Origin of the sequence: Methylobacterium sp. UNC378MF (genome assembly GCF_900103195.1) — a bacterium.
Lineage (GTDB): Bacteria > Pseudomonadota > Alphaproteobacteria > Rhizobiales > Beijerinckiaceae > Methylobacterium.
This window is the reverse complement of sequence record NZ_FMWU01000002.1, coordinates 212,723-236,186: the sequence shown is the minus strand read 5'-3', so window position 1 is coordinate 236,186 and position 23,464 is coordinate 212,723. Positions and strand designations below refer to the sequence as shown.

Genomic DNA, 23,464 nt, shown 5'->3' with positions numbered 1-23,464 from the left:
CCGTGTCGGGCCGCGCCTCAGGCCGTCGGCGTCCGGGCGTCCCGCGTCTTGGAGGTTGCCTCCGGGTGCGCGGCGTCGATCATCCGGGCGATGCCGATTCCACCGGCAGCGGCGAGCTGGGCCCCGAGCTGCTCGGCCAGCATCGATTTCCAGATGGATCCGGCATTGCCCTTGCCGAAGACGGCCCCGGCATCCCGGGGCAGCATCGATTCGACGAAGGTCTGCAGGGCGAAGGCTTCGAATTGCTGAGCCGCCGTTCCCTTCGCCCGCGGGGCCGGAAGAGTCGCAGCCGTCCGGAAGCGCGTCAGCACAGCGTGGGGATCCGGCTGCGGCGACGCAGCCACGCCCATTCGCGCTCCCGCGACGGCGCCCAGGGCGTCCGCGAAGCTCCCGGGCATAGCCTGCGTCAGCTTCGTGACGGCCGCCTGATAGCGACTCGGATCGGCGGCGCGCGCCACGTCGAGGACGATATCGGAGGGGAGTTGGACGCTCACTGTGCGCTCGTATCCGGAGGGACGGGACCGGCCGGCCCGGCCGCCGCCGTGGGAAGTCGGGGCTCCGATGCAGGGTTAGCCGGCCTGGCTGACCGGAGGCTTGCCTCCTCGGTAGCGCCGGTGAGGCGATCGAGACGTTCGGCCCAGTCCCGCTTCTCCGCCCAGTGCCGGACCTCGGCTCCGAGGCGATCAACCCAGAGTTCGGTCCGCCTGTGCTGCGTGGCCCGGGCGCGCAGCTGCTGCGTGGAGGCGTCTCGCTCCGCCCGCAGCTCCTGGGCCGCGACCGCAAGGGTCTTCAGGCGATGGACTGCCGTCGCACGCAGCGGCTCGTGAAACGCCGACGCTTCGTTGAGCGCGCGGATCAGATCTTCCCGAGCCGTATCGGCCATCTGGACCCGGCGCTCGAGGAGGGCGTGTTCCTGCTCGGCGCGCTGATGCAGCCGTTCCTGCAGCTTGAGGAGCCGCGTCGCTCGGCTGAGCCGCGTCCGCATGTCAGCCTCTCCGGAGCCAATCGGCGTAGGCGAGCATGAACTGACCGAGCATGTCGCCGGACAGGATCATCAGCAGGAGGAGCCCGCCCAGAAGGATGAACGGCGTCGCGATGAAGAACACCGGGATCTGCGGCGTGAGCTTGTTGGCGAGCCCCAGGGCGAGGTTCACTATCACCGAATAGATGATGAACGGGCTCGTCACCCGCACGGCCATGGCGAAGGATGCGGTCATCCGGTCGACCAAGCCCGCCAGCATCGGCCGCGCTCCGAATGGCGTCCCGGCCGGGATGCGGTCGTAGGAGGCGACCAGCCCGCGGACCAGCTCCCAGTGCAGATCCAGGGTGAAGATCAGGACGGTCGCCGCCATCATGATCACCGAGCCCACCAGAGAGGCCGCCTCGGTATCGGCGACAGGGTTGCCCGGGATACCGCCGAGACCGATCATCGTTGCCACACCGCCGGCCATCGTTTCGAGGGCGAAGAAGAACGCCCGACCGAAGAAGCCGATGGCGAGCCCGGTGAGCGTCTCGCAAAGGATCCACCACAGGGTGTCGGCGGGCGCGGCGTCCCGCAGGGCGCCCTGGAATTTCGGCAGGAGCAGCGGCGCCACGGCGAGTGTCACCGTCACGGCGATGAACAGGCGGATGCGCGGCGCCACCCGCGTGCTCGACAGGCCCGGAGCGGCGAGCAGGCAGCCGCCGACCCGGCAGAAGATCACGAACACGCCGAGGATCGCCTCCGGAATCATCGGCGTCAGGAGATCGTGCCGAGGGATCTGATCTCTACGCCCCGGGCGATCTCGACATGCGACAGCACGGCGACCGTCGGGAAGAGCCGCTCGATGATCATCCGCACGTAGCTGCGGACCTCCGGGGCGGTGACCAGGGCGAATTTGTGGGCCGTCTTCATCTGGGCGCGGATCGCCTCCGAGGCCTCGACGCCGAACTGCTCGATCAGCCGCGGATCGACGTCGACCTCGACCACGTCGCCCTTGGAGTCGCGCTTGAGTCCCTGATGGAAGGTGAGGTCCCAGCGGCTGCCGAGGCGCAGGACGCTGAGGACGCCGTTCTCGGCGAGATCGCCGCAGATCTGCTGCGCGATCCGCAGCCGGACATGTTCGGCGATCTGCTCCGCCCGGCGGGCATGGGGGACGATCTCGGCGATGGCCTCGATGATCAGGTGCAGATTCCGGATCGAGACCCGTTCGGCGAGCAGCAGCTTGAGCACGGCCTGCAGGCCCGAATACGAGATCTGCGACGGGCAGATCTCGTCGACCAGGCGCTTGTACTCCGCATCCAGGCGGTCGATCAGCATCCTCATGTCCTTGTAGGACAGGAGCTGGGGCAGGTTATTGCGGATGACCTCGCTGACATGGGTCAGCATCACGGAGGGCCAGTCGATGGGGCTGAAGCCCTCGCGGCGGGCTTCCGGCCCATAGGCCTCCGGGACCCAGATGGCCCGCATGCCGAAGGCCGGCTCGCGCACCTCCTCGCCGGAGATCCCCGGTAGCGGTCCGTCGCCCACGACGATCATCATCTCGCCGGGGCGGACCTGCTGCGCCGCGAGGACGGTCCCGTGGATCGCGATCTCGTAGCTCTTGCTCGGGACGGCCGCCGCCTCGACAAGCCGGATCTCGGGGACCACGAACCCGTATTGCTGCGCGAACTTCCGGCGCATCCGGCCGACCCGGTGGGCCAGCTCCTGCTGCGCGGGCTGCATCTGCACCGCGAGGTGCTTGCCGAGGCGCAGCTCGATCTCGGCTGTCCGCAGCGATTCCTTCACGGCCTCGCTCTCCTGGCGCTCCAGGAGGAGCTGCCGCTCCTTGGCCTTGGTCTCGGCTTCGACCTTCGATTGGGCCTCGGCGATGCGGCGCGGGATCAGGTAGGCGATCGCGCCCATCAGGGCGCTCAGGATCGCGAAGGGCACGAACGGCATCCCAGGCATGACCGCGAAGACCAGCATCAGCCCGGCGGCGACGAACAGCGCCCGCGGATAGGCGCCGAGCTGGCCGAGCACCGCCTGCTCGGCCGTACCGCGCGTCCCGCCCTTGGAGACGAGGAGGCCGGCGGCCAAGGAGACGATCAGGGCCGGAATCTGCGAGACGAGGCCGTCGCCCACCGACAGTTTGGTGAAGACATCGGCCGCCTTGGCGAGCGGCAGGCTGTGGCGCGTCACGCCGATGATGATCCCACCGAAAATGTTGACCGCGATGACGATCAGGCTGGCGACCGCCTCGCCGCGTACGAATTTGGAAGCGCCGTCCATCGAGCCGAAGAAGGCGCTCTCCTCCTCGAGTTCGCGCCGACGCCGCTGCGCCTCCTTGTCGTCGATCAGGCCTGCCGAGAGATCGGCATCGATGGCCATCTGCTTGCCGGGGATCGCGTCCAGGGTGAAGCGCGCGCCGACCTCGGCGATGCGGGTCGCGCCCTTGGTGATCACCAGGAAGTTCACCGTGATCAGGATGGCGAAGACCACCAGGCCGATCACGAAGTCGCCGCTCATGACGAATTGCGAGAAGCCCTGGATGACGTGGCCGGCGGCGTCGATGCCCGCATCCCCATTGGACAGGATGAGGCGCGTCGTCGCGATCCCGAGGGCGAGGCGCAGGAGCGTCGCGATCAGCAGGATCGTCGGAAAGGACGAGAATTCGAGCGGCTTCTGGATCCAGAGCGCCACCATCAGGATCAGCACCGACAGGGCGATCGACAGCGCCAGCCCGATATCGATCAGAACTGCGGGAACTGGCAGGAACAGCACCGCCAGGATCGCGATGATCCCGATGGCAAACCAGACATCCCGCCGGACTCTGCCGTCCGACGCGAGGGCTTGTACGGCCGCTGCCACGCTCTCAACCCTCTCCGTCTCGCTGCTGCTTCTGGATCACCAAGCTTGCGCCTGGATTGCGTGGGCGCCCTGCCCCACCATCGGAGCGCTTCAGAACCCGGATACGATCCGGCCGTAGACCATCTCGGTGAAGGCGTAGATCTGGCCGCCCACGAAGGAGCCGGTCACGATCATCACGAGCAACACGACCACGATCTTCGGGACGAAGGTCAGGGTGACTTCCTGGATCTGGGTCAGCGCTTGGAACAGCGCGATCAGGATCCCCACCACCATCGCGGCCCCGACCGCAGGCCCGGAGGCGACGATGATCGTCCAGATGGCGGAGCGGACCAGTTCAAGGGCATCGATCTCGTTCATGGGGCGGCCCAGAGGCGGGAGAAGCATGTGGCGGCACGGGTGGATTCGTCCGTCGCCCTCCCGAGCCGCCGGGAATCGTCCGCTCGGGGGCGCCCGGGCGGACGGATAGGGGGGGTCGTGGTCTCTGTGTGGTCCGGACGGCGCCTGGGAGCCGGTCCCGCGAGATGCGGGCGAGACCCGGATCCCGGAGACCGTTCTGCCGGCGCCTTCGCCGTGACCGCGATGCCCGCGATCCCGGTGGTCCCGCCGCCTTCCTCCCTCGGGCGCATCGCAGCGGGCCGACCTGACCGAGAGGGAGCGGGTGACCGTTCCCGGCCGCGCCCGCACTGCCCCAAACCTGCAAGGTCCTACGAGATGGTCAGACCGGGGCCGTAGGGGAGGTCCTTGCCGTTCTCAAGATGCGCGACCGGGCCGTCACTGGTCACCTGAACCGAAGTCACCCGCCCGCTGACGGTGTTGTCTGCCGAGGTGACGGTGTGGCCGACCAGGCTTCCCGCCTGCGACAGGGTCGAAGTTGTGAGCAGCGCGTCGAGCTTGCTGTTCATGTTGACGCTCTGCTCGACCTGCGAGAACGTCGCGAGCTGGCCCATATACTCTGTCGATTTCATGGGATCAGTCGGGTTCTGGTTCTTCATCTGAGCCAGAAGGAGCTTGAGGAAATTGTCGTAATTGAGCGTCGTCTGCTTCGCGGCCGTGGCACTCCGCGTCGACGCATTGGGTGTCGTCTGGTTCTGATACGTCGTGTTGGTGCCGGGTACGGACATGGTTCAGCCTCAATCCGGTTCGGATGTTCGTTCCGCGCGTGGCCTTCAGGCGACCTGGGGGGTGAGCGCGGGTTGCTGGGAGCGCGGTTCCGTCGGCTCGAACAGGCCGCGCAGGATCCGCAGAACCTCGAAGGGCCGGCCGCCATCGAGGAGGCCCCGCGCGGTCTCGAGGGCCGAGGCGATGCGGCGGTCGGGATCCTGCGCGCAAATCGCGGCATCGACCTCGTCATAGGCCAATCGCACCTGATCCGCGTTGCCTGGATCGATCAGCATGGCCTGGGCGATGAAGTAGAGCTGGCGGATCGGCGTGGTCGCCTGCTCCGCCTGCAGCACATGCGCTTCCAAGAGAAAGGTGGCGTCGTTGAGCAGCTCGATCGTGACCTTGCGGTCGACCCGGAGGACCGCGCCGTTGATGAAGATCCGCTCGTGACCCCGGAGGCAGAGATGCATCGAGCGGCTCATTGGAGACCGTCGCGGATCAGCGTGTTGACGTAGATCAGGGAGTCGAAGCCGGGCACGTCGCCGCGGAGGACCTGATCCGACTGGCTCATGTTCCACAGGCCGATCGAGATCAGGTCCGCGCGCAGCTGCGTGGGGAGGCCGTTCTGGGGATTGGAGAGATCGTCGATAAGCAGGCTCCAGAGACGCTGAAGGAAGCTTGTCGCTTCCTGGCGCAGCGCGATCGGCGCATCGGCGGCCTCCGCGCGCTTCATGAGGTCGATCGCGCGATCGAAGGCCGCCCGCTCCCGTTCCCGGGCGAGGGCGGGCGACTCGTCCATGATTTCTGCGTAAGACGCGCCATACATCGCAGAAGTGCCTCTTCCGTGGGTCCGTAAAGTGTCTGAATTCGATTTTTTAAAAGACTCTGACGCCGACTAGATCGGCCGGGCGCCGATTTTAGCGGACGTAGTCGATGAGGCTGAGCTTGCTGACTTGATTGGTCAGAGCATACGCGATGTCCAGTTGCTTCGAGAGCTTGGTGACCCGCGCCGCGGCTTCGGCCTCGTCGGTATTCTCGAGGGAGCCGAAACCAGTCTTCAGGATGTTCTTCTGCGCATCATGCTGCCGGTCGACGATCCCGAGGCGCGCCTGGACGACACCCAGATCCGCCTGGATCGCCGTGAAGCCCAGGGTCGCGCTGCTGGCCAGGCTGCGGAGCCGGTCGTAGACCGCCGTCTGGGTCGTTCCGGTCAGGCTGGAAAGCCCGATATCGGTCGCGAGCGTGTACAGCATCGCCATGTCCCGGGCCGCCTGGACATTGGCGTTGACGGACGTCTCAGCCGTTTCATTGTCCGTAATCTCGCTGCGCACGTTCACGTTTGACGCCGATGACCAGTTCGCCCCCCATTGCGGGTCGGCGAACAGGGCCGCGAACGGACCGTCGAGGAACGCCTGCATCTGCGTCGCGGTGATGTTGCCGGAATCCGGCTGGGTGCCGGGATCGAACCCGAAGGCCGTCCGGAACGCCTGCGTGAACGCCTGCTTGGCGGCGGAGGGCGGTGACGCCTGATAATCGGTGAGCGGCGTCTGTGCCGTGTTGATCCCGGCGAACAGATATTGGCCGCCCGAGGTGGCGTTCATCTGCCCGATGAAGGTCGAGAGATTGGAGGCGGCCGTCTGCGCGACGGCCGTCGAGCTGTTGTCGCTCAGCTTCCCCGGCGCCAAGAGCGCGAGGAAGGCCTCTCCGTCTGAGCGGATCCGGCTGAGCGCACCCTGCGCGGTGGCGAGCCGCACAGTGGTCAGGCCATTCCGCTGCTGCTGGGCGTCGATGGCGGCGACATGCTGTCGGAGATCGAGGCTGATCCCGGTCTTGTAACCCAGTTCCAGGCCGACATCGGCGTAGCGGCCCTCCGTCTCGATCGCGGCTTTGTCGATCTGCGCCTGGAGGCGCCCGATCGTCGCGCGCGGACCGTTCAACAGAGTTGCCGTCGAGATGAAACTTGTCTTCATCGGGCTACCTCACGGCGTCGAGCAGGGATTGGAGCATCGCGTGGATTGTCGCGATGAGCTTGGCGGAGGCAGCGTAGGATTTCTCAAGCTCAAGCATCGCTGCCACCTCGTCGTCGCGATTGACGCTCGTGGCGTTCGAGAGGGCCGTCGAAGCCCGGTTGAGCAGGGCCGATTCACTGTCGACCTGCACCGAAGCGACCTTCCGGGTCGCCTCCAGCCAGCTCGCCGACGATTCCGCTGCCGCCTGCAGTGACGCCGAGAGCGGCAATTCCGAGTCGGCCGCGAAGGTGCGGTCCGTGCCGAGCGCGGACCGCAGCGCACGCAAGCGGTCGGCGAAGGCGGCGGCGTGGGTGGTGTTGTAGGTGTACTGCGCGCCCGTGTTCATCCCGCCGTCGCGCAGGGTGAACGGATTTCCGCCCTGCGCTAAGTCGGCGGCAGGGTTGATGCGGATCACGCTCGCCAGCCCGGTGGTCGCCGTCGGGAGCGCCGGACCGCCAGGATAGGTGAGCAGCCCCGTCAGCGCAGGCCCGGTCGACGCGGTCTGATCCGTTTCGGCCAGGGCATTGATCAGGCCGCCGGCGATCGCGTCGAACTGCTTCTGGTAGGTGACCCCGATCTCGTCGCGCACCGTCATCTGCCCGACGATCCGCCCGGCCTGAAGCGGCATCACCGAGCCCTTGCCGGTGACACTGACGCCGTCGATGAAGACCGCGTGGCCGCTCGTCCCCGCCCCGAAATCCGGCGTGGTCTCGAAGGTCACCGTGCGGGCGCCCCGTTCGTAGAGCGGCGAGCCGTTATCGGCATAGACCGCCATGTCGTTGCCGGCCCTGACGATCGTGCTGATGCCGACCTCCCGGGACAGCTGGGCGAGGATTTTGTCGCGCGTGTCGAGGGCGTCACTGATGTCGGCCCCACGCGCGGTTCCGAGCACGACGGCCTTGTTGGCCGTGTCGAACTGGGCGAGCAGGTCGTTGATCGTCTTGACGGAGTTGTCGATCTCCGCGTCCGCGTTCGCACGGGTCGACTGGACCGTGTCGCTGGCATGGTTCAGTGATCGTGCCAGATCCTGCGCCGCCACGACGGCGGCCTTGGCCAGGTTGTTGTCGTTGGGCAGGTTCGCGGCGTTGCCGAGGGCCACATTGAGCGCGCTGATCTTCGCCGCGATCGATTGATCGGCCTGTGTGTCGCCGACCGTCTCTTCGAGGCGCTTGAGACCGTCCAGGATCGCCTCACGGCCGGCCAGCTCCGAGGTACTGCCGATCATCTTGTCGAACAGGGCCGTGTCGCTGGCACGGTTGACCACGACCCGGACCGGCCCTTCGGTGGTGACCAGCGACGCGATCTTCCGCGAATAGGCAGAATCGTCGACACCCGCGATGTTGCGGGACACAACATCCGTCTGAACCGCATTCGCCTGGAGCGATCCGCGCGCGGCGTTCAGGGCAACGGAGAGGCCCATGGCAAGCGTCCTCTAATCCGCGATCAGCGCTTCAGGTTGACGAGCAGTTCGAGCATCTCGGCGCCGGTCTGGAAGACCTTGGAGTTCGCGCCGTAGCTCGTCTGCGACTCGATCATCGTGGCGAGTTCATTGCCAAGATCGACGTTCGAGTTCTCCAGCATGTTCGACTGGATGTGGCCGCGGCCGCCGACATTGGCGAAACCGATCTGGGCCGGTCCCGACGTGGGGCTCACGTCGAAGACGTTGCCGGACCGAGGCGTCAGATTGTCCGGGCTCGCCACGCTGGCCACGGGGATCCGGTAGGCCGCGCGCATCGAGCCGTCCTTGTAGATCGCGTAGACCGTGCCGTCCTCGCCGACTTTGGCCCCCTCCACCGCGCTCGGCGCATTGCCGTTGACGGAGCGCGCCTTGAGGTCGGTGACCTTCGCGACATCCGCCACCTGCGAGATCGGGGACAGATCCAGGGTGAAGGGCTGGCCATTCGGCACGGTGAAGTTGAGCTTCGGAGAACCGACGATCTGGCCGAACGAGTCGAATGTCAGCGTCGTCGGGCCTGCGAGCGGCGTGCCGGGATAGTTGCCTGGCACGCTGGAATCGTAGGCCGAGGCCTGCCACGTGTTGTTGGCCGTCTTGGAGAAGTACAGATCGACTTTCACAGCGTGACCTAGGTTGTCGTAGGTCGTGGCCGAAGTCTTCACCGAGTAACCCGGAGGCGTCGTGACGTTCGGGGTGTCGCTGTAGAGGTTGCCCTCGATCGTGCCGGCGGTGGACGGGCTGGTCTTCATCGCCAGCTTCGCCACGTTGACGTTCACCATCCCGTCGAGGCTGTTCAGCGACACGCTCGGCTCGCCGGAGGCGAGGCTGTAGCCCTGGAGGCGCATGCCGGCGGCGTTGACGAGATCACCCGTCGGCCCGTCGACCACGAAGTTTCCGGCCCGGGTGAGCGCGGACCGCCCGGATGCGTCCCGCACGACGAAGAACCCGTTGCCCTTGATGGTGAGGTCGGTGGGCGAGGAGGTGGCGGTGCCGGTGCCCTCGGCGCTGATCATGTGCCGGACCACGGTATCGACCGAGCCCGCATTGTACGAGCCGGGGCTCGAATCGATCAGGAGCGACGAGAACTGGGTCTCCGCGCGCTTGTAGCCGGTCGTGTTCTGGTTCTGGATGTTGTCGGCCACCGTACCAAGCCGGTTCGACTGCGCGTTCATTCCGGACACGCCGCTGTTCAGCACGCCGTACAGACCCATGGCGAGATTCCCTGTTGGATAATACCGTTGCGTTACTCAGATCAGCCTTCGCTTGCGCGAGGCTTTCGACATCGGTGCCGGCTCGTCCGCCGGCCCCGGAAGCGTGAACCGGGCGGCCGCATCGGGCCGTCCCGGCCTGGCTCAGCCGCGCAGCGCGTTGGCGAGATCCAGGAAGGCGTCCTGACTCTGCGGCTCCGTCGGATCCTGCCGCAGGGCGGCGTAGATCTTCGGGACCAGAGCCACCGCCTGATCCAGCTCGGGATCGGTTCCCGCGTGGTAGCCACCCATCAGCCGCAGGTCGCGGGAATCCTCGTAACGGGCGATCATGCTCTTGAGCGTGCGCACCAGCTCCCGCTGCTGCGGGCTCCAGACCAGATCGGCCAAGCGTGAGATCGAGCCGAGCAGGTTGATCGCCGGATAGCGGCCCTGGTCGGCGATCGCCCGGTCGAGGACGATGTGCCCGTCGAGGGTGCCGCGGATGCTGTCGGCCACGGGATCGTTGTGGTCGTCGCCGTCGATCAGGACCGAGAAGATCCCGGTGATCGTACCCCCGTCCTCCAGCCCCGGGCCGGCACGCTCCAGAAGGCGCGGGAGGTCGCCGAACACGCTCGGCGGGTAACCCCGCGCCACCGGCGGCTCACCCGCCGCCAGCGCCACCTCCCGGGCCGCATGGGCGAAGCGGGTGACCGAATCGAGGACCAGCAGGACCGACTGACCCCGATCTCGGAAGGATTCGGCGATCGCCATGGCGAGCTTCGGTGCCTGCCGGCGCATCATCGGGCTCTCGTCGCCGGTGGCGACCACCACCACGGCGCGGGATCGGCTCTCCTGGATCGGTCCCTCCAGGAACTCGCGCACCTCGCGCCCGCGTTCCCCCACCAGGGCGACGACCACGGCGTCGAAGCCCCTGCAGCGCGCGAGCATCGACAGCAGCGTCGTCTTGCCCACGCCGGATCCCGCGAAGATGCCGATGCGCTGCGCGGCGCAGAGGGGGGTGAACAGGTCCATCGCCCGCACGCCGGTCTGAAGTGGGCGCTCCACCCGCGACCGGCGCATCGCCGGCGGCGGATCGGCATCCAGCGGCATGGCGCGGTCGCCCCGGGGTAGATCCCCCTTCCCGTCAATGGGCTGGCCGAGGGCGTTGACGACGCGGTTCTTCCAGCCCTCGCAAGGTCGCGGGGCGGCCGCGGGCACACGGTAGGCGGGCGCGCCGAGGCCGGCCTCGATCCGGCCGTCGAACGGCTTGAGGATCACCCCCGCCTCGTCGATCCGCACCACCTCGCCCTCCAGGGGGCGGCCCGTCGTCTCCACCCGCATCCGGTCGCCGAGCCTCAGCAGGGGCGTGGCGATGCGGATGCGGCAATGGCCGAATCCGATCTCCCGGACGGAGCCGCCGACCCGGACCAGTGGCTGATCCTCCCGGTCCTGAAGTCCTTCGGCGAGGCGGTCGAGCGCGTTCATGCGGATCGCCCGTGCTTCGGGTTCGGCCATCGCCTAGCTGGCCGGGCCGAGGCCGCGGATCGCGTCCTGCAGCGACGATTCAGATTCCGCCACCGCGGCCGCCGCACTCTGGAATGTCCGCGTGATCTCGATGAGCCGCGCCATCTCCAGGATCGGATTGACGTTGGCACCTTCCTGGAATCCCTGCTGGACCCGGACCGTCGTCTCGTCGCGCTGGTTGAAATCGAGGATCGGGCGACCCGGAATGTCCGACGCCACCGCGCCGCCTGCGGTCCGGGTCAGTGTTGCTGCGGGATCGAGGCGGAACACGCCGAGCGCCCCGATCTGGTTGACACCCTGGCTGATGATTCCGTCCTGGCCGATGGTGATCGGCGGCCCTTCGGGATCCACCGTCAGAGGCGATCCGCCGGGATCCAGGACCGGACGTCCGTTCAGATCCTGGAGATCGCCCGCCGCCGTGATCTGCATCCGGCCGTCCCGGGTGTAGACCGGACCGCGCGGTCCCCGCACCGCCAGCCAGCCGTCGCCCTGGACGCCGACATCGAGGGGGGAATCGGTCTTGGTCAGCGGGCCGGCCTTGCGCGACAGGAACGTCTCGCCCGGCGTGGCGAAGGCGACCTCGCGGCTGCCCGCCTGCGACAGGATCGTCGCGAACTTGACCTCTTCCGCCCGGTAGCCCGCCGTCCCGAGATTGGCGACGTTGGTCGCCACCGTGTTCAGGCGCTGCTCGAGGGCCATCTGGGCCGACAGGGTGACGTAGAGTGACGCCTGCATGTCAGTGGCCTCCCTGCCGGATCGTCTGGAGCTTGAGCAGGAGGTCCGGATCCAGGCTGGAGGCGCCGCCGCTGAGCAGCGACAGCGCCGGTGACGAGGCGGCGCCGTTCTGGGAATCCCACAGGATCGAGAAGCGCTTGATGAACTGGTCGAGCTTGTCGGGGTCCCTGAGGCTCGCAATGTCGAGCTTGCGTTGGATCAGCTTGGCCTGGCCCTCGACACTGATCTTGGCGGCTTCGGTCGGCAATCCGAGTGCGGTACGGACGACCTGCGTCAGGGCCGGGTCAGCCAGGATCCCGTAGGCGGACCGCACCCCCGGAGCCATGCGGCGGAAGTAGAGGGCGAGCCTGACACCCGGGTTCTCGGTGCCGGCCTCCGTCTCCAGCCTCTGCCGGAGATACGCGTCGACCGTCGCCGTGCGGGCGGCGGCGTGCCGCGCCTCGAACCGGGCGACGAACTGATCGAGGGTCTTCGGATTCCGCAGGGTCGTAACGTCGAGCTTGTCCGCGATCTGCTTGGCCTGTGCGTCCCAGTTCGTGAGCTGCGCGCTCGCGGAAAGACCCAGGGTGCTCCGGACGACGTCGTTCAGGATCGGATCGGCGACGACGTCCTTCGCGGAGGTGACACTCTTGATCTTGGCCCTGAAATATTGCGTCAGCTTCGCGATCTCGGTGTCGGAATCGGCATAGGTTCCGGCGGGGCGGAAATAGGGGTCGACGATGGCCTTCCGCCCCTCCTGCCGTGCTGCGAAGTACTGGTCGATCAGCTGGCGCAGGCGTTCCGGATCTTGGAACGCCCCGGCATCCACCTTGCCGTCGAGCTGCATGGCACGCACGTCGACGTCGTCGTCCGGCGAGGCCTGCGGAAGGCCGACCGCCTGCCGGACGATGGACGAGAGCTTGGAATCCTTCTCGATGTCGACCGTCGATGTGATGTACTGGGATATATCGCGAAGATACAGAATGCCTCGATCCGTCTCATCGTCGTAATCGGCCTTCTGCTCCTGGGACGTCTTCTTGATGGAGGCCAGCGCGTCGAGGAGGTCCTGAACCTCGGCATTGTCCGAATGCTTCGGCTTGCTCGGATCATCGCCGAACGCCTTGAAGTTGAAGGCGGCGGCGAAGTCCCGGTACCGGGAATCCTGCACGCGGTCGACGAGAACATGGCCCGAGGCGTCGGGCTCGCCGAGCAGGATCTTCTTCATGAAGCCCTTCGCGTAGATCATGTCGTCGAGGCCGTAGGCCTTCATGGCGAATGTGTACAGGCGGTTGTCCTTCAGGAAGTCGTCGACCGTGTTGATCTGCCCGATGTGAGTCTCGAAATATTCTATTTCCTTCTTTGAATCGGTGCTTGAGGCCTGGCGACCGAGGGATTTGGCCATATTCGCGGTGATCGAGCGGTAATCCGCTAAGGTCGAGATCATGGGGCGCATCCCTCATCGGCCAATTTATCCGACCTATACGGCGTCAAACTTGCCTGGATCTTGTCGACTCGAGCAGCGATCGGGGTCTGGTCTTTCTCTCAGAGGTCTCAAGCTCGGCGCAAGCATGGCGCTCTAGGCCGGTCGAGCAGATCGCTTGGGTTAAGGACGCCGCGCGTGGGTGTTGTCATCGGCTTGTTGATTGCGGTCGCCTGCATAGGGGGCGGCTTTTCGGCCATGGGCGGCCATCTCACGGTGATCTGGCAGCCCTTCGAATTCATCATCGTCGGCGGCGCCGCCGTCGGCGCCTACGTGGTGGCCAACTCGACCAAGGTGGTTCTGGACACGGGCCGCGCGATCGTGGACGCCGCCCTCGCCCGAGTGCCTCAGCGGGACGATTACCTCGCCCTGCTTGGCCTCTTGTTCGCGCTGACGCGGGAGCTGCGCTCCAAGCCGCGCAACGAGGTGGAGGGCCACCTCGACAATCCGGGTCAGTCCGAGATCTTCAGGGCCTACCCGCGGGTGGCGCGCAACGCGGAGCTGACTCTGTTCATCTGCGACTACGTGCGTCTCATCCTGATCGGCAACGCGCGGTCCTACGAGATCGAAGCGCTGATGGAGGAAGAGATCGCCACCCATCGCGGCGACAAGCTCAAGGTCTACAGCGCGCTGATGAACATGGCCGACGGGCTGCCCGCCCTCGGCATCGTGGCGGCGATCCTCGGCATCGTGAAGGCGATGGGCGCCCTCGACCAGTCGCCGGCCCTCCTGGGCAGCCTGATCGGCTCGGCCCTGGTGGGCACATTCACGGGCATCTTCGCCTCCTACACGGTGGTCGCGCCCCTGGCCAACAAGGTCAGGGCAACCCGCGACGCGCAGGCCCGGGTCTTCGTCATCGTGAAGCAGACCCTCCTGGCCTACATGAACGGCGCGCTGCCGCAGATCGCCATTGAGCACGGCCGCAAGGCGATCACGGCGGCGTACCGGCCGACGATCGACGAAGTCGAGGACGCGACGACCGTGAACGCGCCCCGCGGCGACAGCACCCTGCGCGAGGCCGCCTGATCATGGATCGGCAACAGGTCGTCAACGATATCCGGGACCGGCTGCTGGACGCGGCGGGCCTCTCGCTCGATCGTCTCCCGATGCTGCACGTGATCCTCGACCGGGTCGCGACCTTCTGCGCCGATCAGCTCCGGCACTTCGCGGCTTCCCCGGTCTACTTCTCCCTGAGCAACGTCGAGAGCCAGCGCTTCGGCGACATCCTCGAACCGTACGAGTCGAACGCGATCGCCGGCATCTTCCAGGCGCCGGAATGGGACAGCCATATCCTGGTCGGCTTCGACCGGGACTTCATCTTCACCATGGTGGAGGTGATGCTTGGCGCCGACGGATCCGAGCCACCCCTCGACGAGGAACGTTCCTTCTCGAACATCGAGATGCGGATGGCCCAGCGCCTGTTTGAGCAGACCGGCAAGGCGTTGCAAGCCGCCTTCGCGCTCGTGGCGGACACCCCGTTCAAGCTCGAGCGGACGGAGCTGCGGATGGATTTCGCGGTGATCGGTCGCCAGAACAACCAAGCGGTGGCGGCGAAATTTCTTCTGCAGGCGCTCAATCGCGGCGGCGAGATGTTCATTGTCATCCCGCAATCCGTGCTCAACCCGATGCGCCAGAGCCTGGCGCGGATCTTGGTCGGCGAGAGTTCGGCCCGGGATTCCCGGTGGACCAAGCAGATCGCCGGCGAGGTTCAGAAGACTCCGGTGACGCTGAAGGCGATCCTGGAGGAGAAACACCTCACGCTCGGCGAGATCGCCGATCTGGCGGTCGGGCAGGTGCTGGAACTCCGGGCGACCCCGCGCAGCCGCATCAAACTTGTCGGAAACGACCGCGAGTTGTTCTGGTGCGACGTCGGTCAGGAGGACGGTGCCATCGTCCTGCGCGTGGACCGCTTCATCGATCAGGACCAGGAGTTTATCGATGATGTTCTCGCTCGCTGAGGCCCTGCTGTTCGCGGCCCTGATCGCGACGACGGCCTGCCTCGTCCCGATGTACATGCGGCTGAAACGGCTCGACCGCTATCACGCGCAGTATCGCGACATGGTGGACTGGAGCGCCTCTGCGCTGGTCGGCGCGAGCAATGCCGTGCAGTCCTTCGCGCAGGACGGCCGAATCGTCCTGGAAGAACTCAGCCGCGAGATCGAGTTCGCCCAGGCAGCCCTGGCCGAGCTCAAGGCGGAGCGACTCAGGCTGACGGCCGCCGAGCAACCCGCCGCCGGCTCCGATCCGGTGCTGGGCGGCCGCCTGACCGGCGCCTGATGCCGGCCGCCGGCCTGCCCGGTGCGACGCCGATCGCCCCAGCGGCCGCCTCAGCGGCCATCCCTGCGGCCGGCTGCCCGGCGGCCTGGGCCTTCCCTTTCCCGAGGAGCGCTTGATGTCCCCCCCTTCTGACCAGCCGACCGTCGATTCCGGAGCCGGGACCGGCCACAGCGAGAGCCTGTTCGCGCGGATCGAGGCCCAGGCCGAGAGCCCCCGGTCGCCGGGCGAGCCGCTGGGCAGCGGCCGGAACCTCGACTCGATCCTCCGGATCCCGGTCCTGATGCAGGTTGTCCTGGGCTCGGCCACGATGCCGGTGTCGAGTCTGATGAAGCTCGGCCGGGGCGCGATCGTCCCCCTCGATCACCGCGTCGGTGAGCCCGTCGACGTCGTCGTGAACGGCCGCGTCATCGCCCGCGGGGAGGTTGTCGTGGTGGAGGACGACAATTCGCGCTTCGGCGTGTCCCTCACCGAGATAGTCGGTCCCGCCGCGGCGGATGCCAACGGCTGACAGGGAGCATCGCCATGGCCGCAGGTGCCCTGACCAAGGCCGGTCGAAGAGTGCTGTCCCCGTCCGAGGAGGTCGCGGCCGTCCTGATCGCGATGAACAAGGCTACGGCGAGCCGGCTGATCAAGTATTTCGACGGCGCCGAGCTGAAGCAGATCACACGCGCCGTCGCGCAACTGGGGCCGGTTCCGCGGGGCCAGCTGGAAGCGCTCATCGAGCAGGTGGCCACCCTCTTCGCCGACGGTGCCAACCTGGTCGGGACGGCGCGGGAGATGGAGAAGCTTCTGGAGGGGGTCCTGCCACCCGAGCAGATCTCCGAACTCATGGCCGACGTCCTCGGCGCGGGGGAGCGCTCGATCTGGGACCGGATCTCGAACGGATCCGAAACCGCCCTGGCTACCTACCTGCTGAAGGAGCACCCCCAGACGGTGGCGCTGATCCTGTCCAAGGTGAAGCCGGCCTGCGCCGCCAAGGTGATGGCGCAGCTGCCAGCCCCGCTGCGCAACGGCGTGATGCGGCGGATGCTCACATTCAAGCCGATCGTCGAGACCACGATGAAGATGGTCGAGCAGACGATTCACGAAGACTTCATGATCAACCTCGCGCGCAACGCCGCGGCGGACACCCATTCGCGGATGGCCGATATCATCAACAAGATGGAGCGCCAGAGCATGGAGGAGGTGCTGGACAACCTCACGCAGTCGCGCCCGAAATCGGCGGAAATCCTGAAAAGCCTGCTTTTTACTTTCGACGACATCATCCATCTTACGCCCCGCGCGCGCACGACTCTGTTCGATCAGATCCCACACGAGAAGGTCCTTCTCGCGCTGAAGGGTACGAGCGCACCGCTGCGCAACGTCGTGCTCACGGCCCTGACCGCCCGCGTCCGGCGCCTCGTGGAGCACGAGCTCGAGGGCGGCGAGCCGGCCACGCAGCGGGACGTGCTCGAGGCGCGCCGCTTCATCACCGATCAGGCCCTTGAGATGGCGGCCCGCGGCGAGATTGAACTCAGCCCGGCCGATATGGACGAGACCTACATTCGCTAGAGCCGGAACCGGTCGCGCGGCGGTCCGGCCCGATCCTTCGCCCGTGTGGCAACACGCACCCCGTCGCCGCGTCGGTTCGCCGCTCGGCGGAGAACACCCGAGAACGACGCGGCGCGATGTCGGACGACAAGGAGAGCAAAACCGAGGCGGCGAGCGAGAAGAAGATCAGCGATGCGCTCGCGCAGGGCAACACCCCGTTCTCACGCGAGGCGCCGGTCTTCGCCTCGATCATGGGCCTGCTGATCTTCCTCGTCTTCGTGGTGCGGGATCAGGGTGCTCCGTTCGTGCAGCGGCTCACCCTGCTCCTCGAGCAGCCGCGGAACTTCAGCGTCGAGACAAGCCCGGACGCCACGCGCCTCGTCCACGCCCTGGCCCTGGAAATGGGCCGGTTTCTGCTGCCGGTGCTGGTGATCCTGCTCGTCGCCGGGATCGCCGCCTCGATCTTTCAGAACGCGCCCCGCATCGTGTTTGATCGCATCCAGCCACAATGGTCCCGCATCTCGCCCGCCAGCGGGTGGAAGCGGATTTTCAGCCAGCAGGGTTTCGTCGAGTTCGGGAAAAGTATCTTCAAGTTCCTGGCGGTCGGCGGCATGTCCTTCATGGTCCTGCGCGCCGACCGGCACGAGATCGTGAACGTCATGTTTGTGGACCCGATCGGCCTGCCCGAGTTCCTGCTGACCCTGTCGGTTCGCCTGATCTCGGCCGTCAGCGTCGCGACCATCGCGCTGGTGGCGGGCGACCTGGTCTGGTCACGCCTGCGCTGGCAGCGCGATCTGCGGATGTCGCGACAGGAGCTGAAGGACGAGTTCAAGCAGACCGAGGGCGATCCGGTGGTGAAGGCCAGGTTGCGCTCACTGGCGCAGGACCGGCTGCGCAAGCAGATGATGGCCGCGGTGCCCCGCGCCACGATGGTCCTGGCGAACCCGACGCACTACGCGATCGCGCTCCGCTACGACCAGAGCGAGAACGACGCCCCGGTTGTGCTGGCCAAGGGCGCGGACCTCATCGCCCTGCGTATCCGCGAGATCGCCGAGAAGAGCGGGATCGAGGTCGTCGTCGACAAGGCCCTGACCCGGGCGATGTACGACCATGTCCAGGTCGACCAGGCGATCCCGGCGGAGTTCTACCGGGCGGTGGCCAATCTGCTGGTCTACGTGATGACGCGCAAGCGGCGCTGAGGGGATCCGGCTTCGAGGAGGACGATGTCGCTGACGCGGTGGCTCGGTCCGACCTGCCGGTATAGGCTGACCGGGCGCCGACACCGTCAGGGCATATCCCGGAGCGCATCGCGCGCTCCGGGAACCGGATCGGGTCCGGCCTCAGACCCCCAGGCGCTTCGCCTCCCGGCGGAATCGGTGCAGGACGAACTCGGTGTAGCCGTTCGGCTGCTGCGCGCCCTCGAAGACCAGGGCCTCCGCGGCCCGGAAGGCCGGCCCGTCGAAGCCCGGGGCCATCGGCCTGTAGGCCGGATCGCCCGCGTTCTGCCGGTCGACCACACCCGCCATCCGCCGCAGGGACTCGGCGACCTGTTCCCGGTCCACGATCCCGTGGCGCAGCCAGTTGGCGATGTGCTGGCTGGAGATCCGCAGCGTCGCGCGGTCCTCCATCAGGCCGACCTCGTGGATGTCGGGCACCTTGGAGCACCCGACGCCCTGGTCGATCCAGCGGACTACGTAGCCCAGAATTCCCTGGCAATTGTTGTCGAGTTCCTCCCGCACCGCCTCCGCCGCGAAGGCGCCCTCGGCTAACGGCAGGGTCAGCATGGCGGTGCGGGACGCGGGCGTCCGGCCGGCGAGCGCCGCCTGGCGGGCGCGGACATCGGTCTGGTGATAGTGGAGCGCGTGGAGCGTCGCGGCGGTCGGGGACGGCACCCAGGCGGTGTTGGCGCCGGCCTCCGGATGGGCGCCCTTGGCCTCCAGCATCGCTTCCATCCGGTCGGGGGCGGCCCACATGCCTTTGCCGATCTGGGCGTGGCCCGGCAGCCCGCAGGCCAGCCCGGCATCGACGTTGCCGTCCTCGTAGGCCTGGATCCAGGCAGTCGCCTTCATGGCATCCTTGCGGACCACGGGGCCGGCCTCGAGCGAGGTGTGGATCTCGTCGCCGGTCCGGTCGAGGAAGCCGGTATTGATGAAGAACAGCCTTTCCGCGGCCGCCGCGATGGCCGCCTTGAGGTTCAGCGTCGTGCGCCGCTCCTCGTCCATCACGCCGATCTTGAGGGTGCGCGGCGCCAGCCCGACCAGCGCCTCGACCCGCCCGAACAACTCCACCGCGAAGGCGACCTCGTCGGGACCATGCAGCTTCGGCTTGACCATGTAGACCGAGCCGGTCCGGCTGTTGCGCAAGGGGCCGGTGCCGTTCAGATCGTGCAGGGCGATCAGCGCGGTCACCGCCGCGTCGAGGATCGTCTCGGGGATCTCGGCGCCGTCGAGAGTCACGGCGTCGGTGTACATGTGATGACCGACATGCCGGACCAACATCAGCGAGCGGCCCGGCAGGGTCAGGCGCCCGCCGTCTGGGGCCGTGTAGGTCCGATCCTCGGCGAGCCGACGCTCGATCGTGCGGCCACCCTTGGACAGGCTGGCGGTGAGATCGCCGCGCATCAGGCCGAGCCAGCTACGATAGACCGCGACCTTGTCGGCCGAATCCACGGCGGCGACGGAGTCCTCCATGTCCATGATGGTCGAGAGGGCAGCCTCCAGCACCACGTCGGCGATGCCGGCCGGGTCGGTGCGGCCGATCGGGCTCGTGCGGTCGATGACGATCTCGATATGCAGGCCGTTGTGGCGCAGCAACAGGGCGGTGGGCTCCTCGGAGGTGCCGGTGAACCCGGCGAACGCCGCCGCGCCGGTCAGGCCGGCGCTGCGTCCGGCGCCCAGGTCCACGGCCAGGCGGCCGCCGGTCACCGAGAAGCCCACGGCATCGGCCCAGGAGCCGACGCTGAGCGGCGCGGTCGCGTCGAGGAACGCCTTGGTCCTAGCCACCACCGCGGCGCCCCGGGCCGGGTTGAACCCGGTGCCGGGCGCGCGGTCTCCGTCCTGCGGGATCGCGTCGGTGCCGTAGAGGGCATCGTAGAGGCTGCCCCAGCGGGCATTGGCGGCGTTGAGCGCGTAGCGGGCGTTCGAGATCGGCACGACGAGCTGCGGGCCGGCAATCTCGGCGATCTCCGCATCCACGTTCTCGGTGGTCACCCGGACAGGACCGGGCTCCGGCTGCAGGTAGCCGATCTGCGTGAGATAGGCCGCGTAGGCGGCCGGATCGTGTGGCCGGCCCCGATGGTCGCGGTGCCAGGAATCGATGTCGGCCTGCAGGTCGTTGCGCCGGTCGAGCAGCGCCCGGTTGCGCGGTGCGAGATCGCGGACGATCGCCGCGAAGCTCGACCAGAATCGATCGGCCGAGAGGCCGGTACCGGGCAGCGCCTCCTCGGACAGGAAGGTGCGGAGGTCTTCAGCGACGACGAGATTCGACATGGCGATCCTCTGGGATGCGACGGGTACGGGCCATCAGAAAAAGTCGAATGGCCCGTGAAATTTTTTTGATTTCCCTCGATAGACCCCTTGGCACCTGCGAAAAAGGCGGCAAAAGGAGTTTGATTTTTTCCGCTGCGTTGAGAATGCACGACCAGAGCGACTTGGAGATCTTCGCCCGCGTGGTCCGGACAGGCAGCCTCACCCAGGCCGGGTCAGAACTCGGCCTATCGGTGGCCGTGGTCTCGAAGCGGCTGAAGCGCCTGGAGGAACGGCTCGCCGTGCGCCTGCTGCACCGCACCACGCGACGTCTCGCCCCGACCGATATCGGCGCGGCCTTCTTCGAGCGGATCGCCCCGATCGTCGACGCCATTGCGGAGGCCGAGAGCCTCGTGTCACAGAACGCGACGCGGGCGCGCGGGACGCTCCGTGTGACGGCACCGAGTTCCTTCGGGCGGTTGCACATCGTCCCGCATCTGCGGGCCTTCTTCGCCCTCCACCCCGACCTCGTACTCAACCTGGAGCTGAGTGACGATTTCGAGTCGATCGTCGAGCGCGGCTACGACCTCGCGATCCGGGTCGGCGCGCTGGAGAGTTCCGGGCTGACGGCGGTGCGCCTCGCGCCGGTGCGGCGGGTCCTCTGCGCGCGGCCGAGCTACCTCGACGCGGCGGGGCGGCCGCAGAGCCTCGACGATCTGCGCGGCCATGTCTGCCTCGCCACCGAGAACCAGAATCCCTGGCGGCTCATCGGACCGGAGGGGCCCTGCACGGTGAGCGCGTCGGGTCCCCTGCGCACCCATTCCAACGAGGTTGTGCGCGAGGCGGTGATCGGCGGCCTCGGGATCGCGCTCCGGTCCACCTGGGACGTGCATGCGGAACTGCGCGACGGGCTCTTGGAGATTGTGCTGCCCGCCTACACGGCGGCGGCCTCGGCGGGCATCTTCGCAGTCTACCCGAGCCGCTCTTTCGTGCCGGCCAAAACCCGGGCCTTCATCGCGTTCCTGAAGCAGACCTACCGCGCGAGCGGGGCCGGGGCCGAGGGGTGAGGGGCCGGCGGTCTATGCGAGGCGCGACGAGCCCCGCCCTCGTGCGAGAACAGATTGATCGCACGCGCTTGGGCAGGCCGACCAGGGACCGCCCACGCTCTCCCGGCACCTCAGGATGCGGTCAAGGGCGGGCGCGCGTTCGTCGGTTCGAAGGCTGCCGCGGCGCGCCCCTTCGGGACCCTCACCCCTGCGCGAAATCCGGATCCGTCCGCGCCAGCATCCGCTTGAACGCTGCCCATTCGTTGTCGGGCGCCCCCTGGACCGCGACGCGGTCGTAGCCGGCGGCGTATTGCCCAGCGGTCTTGGCGGCGATGGCGGAGGAGGGCCGGATCACCGGCGCGCCCGCCGCCTGGATCGCCAGCTGCGCCCGGCACGAGCGCTCCATGTTGTGCATCAGCCGGAACGCCTCGCCGACCGTGCGCCCGCAGGTCAGCAATCCGTGATTGCGCAGAACCATCACGGGCTTGTCACCGAGATCGGCCACCAGCCGCTGCCGCTCGTCGAGGTCGAGGGCGATGCCCTCGTAGGCGTGGTAGGCAACCCGCCCCGTGAACTGCATGGACCACTGGTTCAGGGGCAGCAGCCCCTCCTCCTGGCAGGAAACTGCCACGCCCGCCACCGTGTGGGTGTGCAGCACGCAGATCGCGTCGTGGCGGGCCGCGTGGATGGCGCTGTGGATCGTGAACCCGGCCGGGTTGATGCCGAGCCCCATCGGATCCTCGAGCACCTGCCCGTCGATGTCGACCGTGACGAGGTTCTCCGGTGTCACCTCCTCGAAGCGCATCCCGTAGGGGTTGATCAGGAACCGGTGCCCGCCCCCCGGCAGCCGGGCCGAGATGTGGGTGTAGATGCTGTCGTCGAGGCCGAGGCGATGGATCAGACGGTAGGCGGCCGCGAGATCGACGCGCATCGCCCGGATCGCGGCGTGATCGGCGCGGCCTGCATCCCAGTCCGTGACCGTCGAGTGTGTGGCTGCGCTCATGCGACGGCTCCCTGCCGGCCGGCTCTGTCGGGTCCCGGGATCGCCGCCCGGCGCAGGCGGTCCCGCGATTCCGGGGCGGCGGCTCGGGGCGAGGTCCGAGCCCGGGAATCGCCGGCAGGGTGCACCACGGCGCGCGGCCCGGCAATGCGGTGGCCCGATCGCGGGCGGGCACTCGCAGGGCCGGGAGCCGGGGACGAGCCATCGCCGGGGCAGGCCTCGACCCGCTCCATCGCGGGCCCTGCTCGCATAGCCCGCGGCGGGTCGTTGGCGCGGAGAGCGCGCGTCTCCTCCGCCAGGACGCCGCCGGTGATCACGATCTGCCGTCCCGGCGGCGGTGACGCAGTCCGGCGCCGCCCTAGAAGCGTTGCTCGGTGCGGCCGGGATTGGGACCGCGGCCGTGATAGGACGCCATGCACAGGTGCCAGATCTGCGAGCCGAGGTCGTAGAGGCTGAGATTGTTCGGGTTCGGGTAGCTGAAGATTTGGGCCCGCGCCTGCTCACGGCAGGCTGCGTCCTGCGGGCTCTGGATGGGCGGCTCCGGCACGGATTGCGCCGCCGCCCCCGTCGTCAGGGCGATCACGGTTGCGAGGGTGGTCAGCAGGGCGCGCATCGTCACAGGTCTCCGGATACGGCATCGCGGCGGCAGCAGCGCCGCCGCCGCGGGTCTGGGTAGCGCTACGGGGTGCCAGCGGCAATCGCGGCGTCAGCGGTCGGTGCAGGTTCGATCGAAGCGCCGGCGCCCTCAGGAGCGGGGTCCGTAGACGGCCGGACCTGGGCCGTAGAATGGGCGGACATTCAGAACGCACTGACCCTGCGGGTCGCGGTGGGATCTGGGACTGTACCG

At 67.7% G+C, this 23,464-nt stretch carries 24 protein-coding genes; 7 read left to right on the top strand and 17 right to left on the bottom strand.

Going from position 1 to position 23,464, the window contains the following annotated elements; translation table 11 throughout:
• Positions 1–17: 17 nt before the first annotated feature.
• The 14 genes from BLT59_RS03000 to BLT59_RS02935 all read right to left on the bottom strand — a co-directional run bounded on the left by BLT59_RS03000 (position 18) and on the right by BLT59_RS02935 (position 13,264).
• Entirely contained in the window at positions 18–494 is a 477-nt protein-coding gene (locus BLT59_RS03000) for a rod-binding protein (protein ID WP_091776354.1), read from the bottom strand.
• Positions 491–985, bottom strand: coding sequence for a hypothetical protein (locus tag BLT59_RS02995; RefSeq protein WP_091776351.1), 495 nt, complete (start codon positions 983–985; stop codon positions 491–493). The genes BLT59_RS03000 and BLT59_RS02995 overlap by 4 nt, the downstream gene beginning before the upstream one ends.
• 1 nt (position 986) lies before the next feature.
• The gene (gene fliR, locus BLT59_RS02990) at positions 987–1,733 is read right to left on the bottom strand and encodes a flagellar biosynthesis protein FliR (RefSeq protein ID WP_091776348.1); all 747 of its coding nucleotides are present in this window, start codon (positions 1,731–1,733) and stop codon (positions 987–989) included.
• Positions 1,734–1,738: 5 nt separating this feature from the next.
• The gene (flhA, locus tag BLT59_RS02985) at positions 1,739–3,829 is read right to left on the bottom strand and encodes a flagellar biosynthesis protein FlhA (RefSeq protein ID WP_091776345.1); all 2,091 of its coding nucleotides are present in this window, start codon (positions 3,827–3,829) and stop codon (positions 1,739–1,741) included.
• A gap of 90 nt (positions 3,830–3,919) precedes the next feature.
• A complete protein-coding gene (fliQ, locus tag BLT59_RS02980; protein WP_091776564.1) occupies positions 3,920–4,186 on the bottom strand; it encodes a flagellar biosynthesis protein FliQ in 267 nt (88 codons plus the stop codon).
• Between the two features lie 347 nt (positions 4,187–4,533).
• Entirely contained in the window at positions 4,534–4,950 is a 417-nt protein-coding gene (gene flgD, locus BLT59_RS02975) for a flagellar hook assembly protein FlgD (RefSeq protein ID WP_091776342.1), read from the bottom strand.
• 45 nt (positions 4,951–4,995) lie between these two features.
• Complete coding sequence (gene flbT, locus BLT59_RS02970; RefSeq protein ID WP_244513802.1) at positions 4,996–5,400, bottom strand: flagellar biosynthesis repressor FlbT; 405 nt, start codon at positions 5,398–5,400, stop codon at positions 4,996–4,998.
• A gap of 8 nt (positions 5,401–5,408) precedes the next feature.
• Positions 5,409–5,756: a flagellar biosynthesis regulator FlaF gene (gene flaF / locus BLT59_RS02965; protein ID WP_091776336.1), complete on the bottom strand. Its 348-nt coding sequence runs from the start codon at positions 5,754–5,756 to the stop codon at positions 5,409–5,411.
• A gap of 91 nt (positions 5,757–5,847) precedes the next feature.
• Complete coding sequence (locus tag BLT59_RS02960; protein WP_091776333.1) at positions 5,848–6,900, bottom strand: flagellar hook-associated family protein; 1,053 nt, start codon at positions 6,898–6,900, stop codon at positions 5,848–5,850.
• Positions 6,901–6,904: 4 nt separating this feature from the next.
• Complete coding sequence (gene flgK / locus BLT59_RS02955) at positions 6,905–8,359, bottom strand: flagellar hook-associated protein FlgK (protein WP_091776330.1); 1,455 nt, start codon at positions 8,357–8,359, stop codon at positions 6,905–6,907.
• Positions 8,360–8,382: 23 nt separating this feature from the next.
• The gene (locus BLT59_RS02950) at positions 8,383–9,606 is read right to left on the bottom strand and encodes a flagellar hook protein FlgE (RefSeq protein WP_091776327.1); all 1,224 of its coding nucleotides are present in this window, start codon (positions 9,604–9,606) and stop codon (positions 8,383–8,385) included.
• Between the two features lie 141 nt (positions 9,607–9,747).
• Positions 9,748–11,067 (bottom strand): flagellar protein export ATPase FliI, encoded by a 1,320-nt coding sequence (gene fliI, locus BLT59_RS02945; protein ID WP_091776562.1) that lies wholly within the window; start codon positions 11,065–11,067, stop codon positions 9,748–9,750.
• 33 nt (positions 11,068–11,100) lie between these two features.
• Positions 11,101–11,841, bottom strand: a complete 741-nt coding sequence (flgF, locus tag BLT59_RS02940) for a flagellar basal-body rod protein FlgF (RefSeq protein WP_091776324.1) — start codon at positions 11,839–11,841, stop codon at positions 11,101–11,103.
• 1 nt (position 11,842) lies between these two features.
• On the bottom strand, positions 11,843–13,264 hold the full coding sequence (locus BLT59_RS02935) for a DUF1217 domain-containing protein (RefSeq protein ID WP_091776321.1): 1,422 nt from the start codon (positions 13,262–13,264) through the stop codon (positions 11,843–11,845).
• A 174-nt stretch (positions 13,265–13,438) separates the two neighbouring features.
• On the opposite strand from BLT59_RS02935, the gene motA reads away from it, so the two are divergent.
• The 6 genes from motA to flhB all read left to right on the top strand — a co-directional run bounded on the left by motA (position 13,439) and on the right by flhB (position 18,306).
• On the top strand, positions 13,439–14,326 hold the full coding sequence (gene motA / locus BLT59_RS02930) for a flagellar motor stator protein MotA (protein WP_091776319.1): 888 nt from the start codon (positions 13,439–13,441) through the stop codon (positions 14,324–14,326).
• Between the two features lie 2 nt (positions 14,327–14,328).
• The gene (locus BLT59_RS02925; RefSeq protein ID WP_091776317.1) at positions 14,329–15,258 is read left to right on the top strand and encodes a flagellar motor switch protein FliM; all 930 of its coding nucleotides are present in this window, start codon (positions 14,329–14,331) and stop codon (positions 15,256–15,258) included.
• Positions 15,239–15,577: a hypothetical protein gene (locus BLT59_RS02920; protein WP_244513800.1), complete on the top strand. Its 339-nt coding sequence runs from the start codon at positions 15,239–15,241 to the stop codon at positions 15,575–15,577. The genes BLT59_RS02925 and BLT59_RS02920 overlap by 20 nt, the downstream gene beginning before the upstream one ends.
• A 115-nt stretch (positions 15,578–15,692) precedes the next feature.
• Positions 15,693–16,085, top strand: a complete 393-nt coding sequence (gene fliN / locus BLT59_RS02915) for a flagellar motor switch protein FliN (protein WP_244513799.1) — start codon at positions 15,693–15,695, stop codon at positions 16,083–16,085.
• 14 nt (positions 16,086–16,099) lie between these two features.
• Positions 16,100–17,128, top strand: a complete 1,029-nt coding sequence (locus BLT59_RS02910; RefSeq protein WP_091776315.1) for a flagellar motor switch protein FliG — start codon at positions 16,100–16,102, stop codon at positions 17,126–17,128.
• Positions 17,129–17,244: 116 nt separating this feature from the next.
• Positions 17,245–18,306: a flagellar biosynthesis protein FlhB gene (gene flhB, locus BLT59_RS02905; RefSeq protein WP_091776313.1), complete on the top strand. Its 1,062-nt coding sequence runs from the start codon at positions 17,245–17,247 to the stop codon at positions 18,304–18,306.
• Between the two features lie 141 nt (positions 18,307–18,447).
• Here the strand turns inward: flhB and BLT59_RS02900 are convergent, their stop codons facing one another.
• Complete coding sequence (locus BLT59_RS02900; protein WP_091776311.1) at positions 18,448–20,595, bottom strand: malate synthase G; 2,148 nt, start codon at positions 20,593–20,595, stop codon at positions 18,448–18,450.
• 143 nt (positions 20,596–20,738) lie between these two features.
• Between BLT59_RS02900 and BLT59_RS02895 the strand changes: the two genes are divergently transcribed.
• Complete coding sequence (locus tag BLT59_RS02895) at positions 20,739–21,638, top strand: LysR family transcriptional regulator (protein ID WP_091776309.1); 900 nt, start codon at positions 20,739–20,741, stop codon at positions 21,636–21,638.
• A 181-nt stretch (positions 21,639–21,819) separates the two neighbouring features.
• Here BLT59_RS02895 and BLT59_RS02890 read toward each other — a convergent pair whose 3' ends face one another.
• Entirely contained in the window at positions 21,820–22,620 is an 801-nt protein-coding gene (locus BLT59_RS02890) for a class II aldolase/adducin family protein (RefSeq protein WP_091776307.1), read from the bottom strand.
• A gap of 355 nt (positions 22,621–22,975) precedes the next feature.
• Positions 22,976–23,230 (bottom strand): hypothetical protein, encoded by a 255-nt coding sequence (locus BLT59_RS02885; protein WP_091776305.1) that lies wholly within the window; start codon positions 23,228–23,230, stop codon positions 22,976–22,978.
• Between the last annotated feature and the right edge of the window lie 234 nt (positions 23,231–23,464).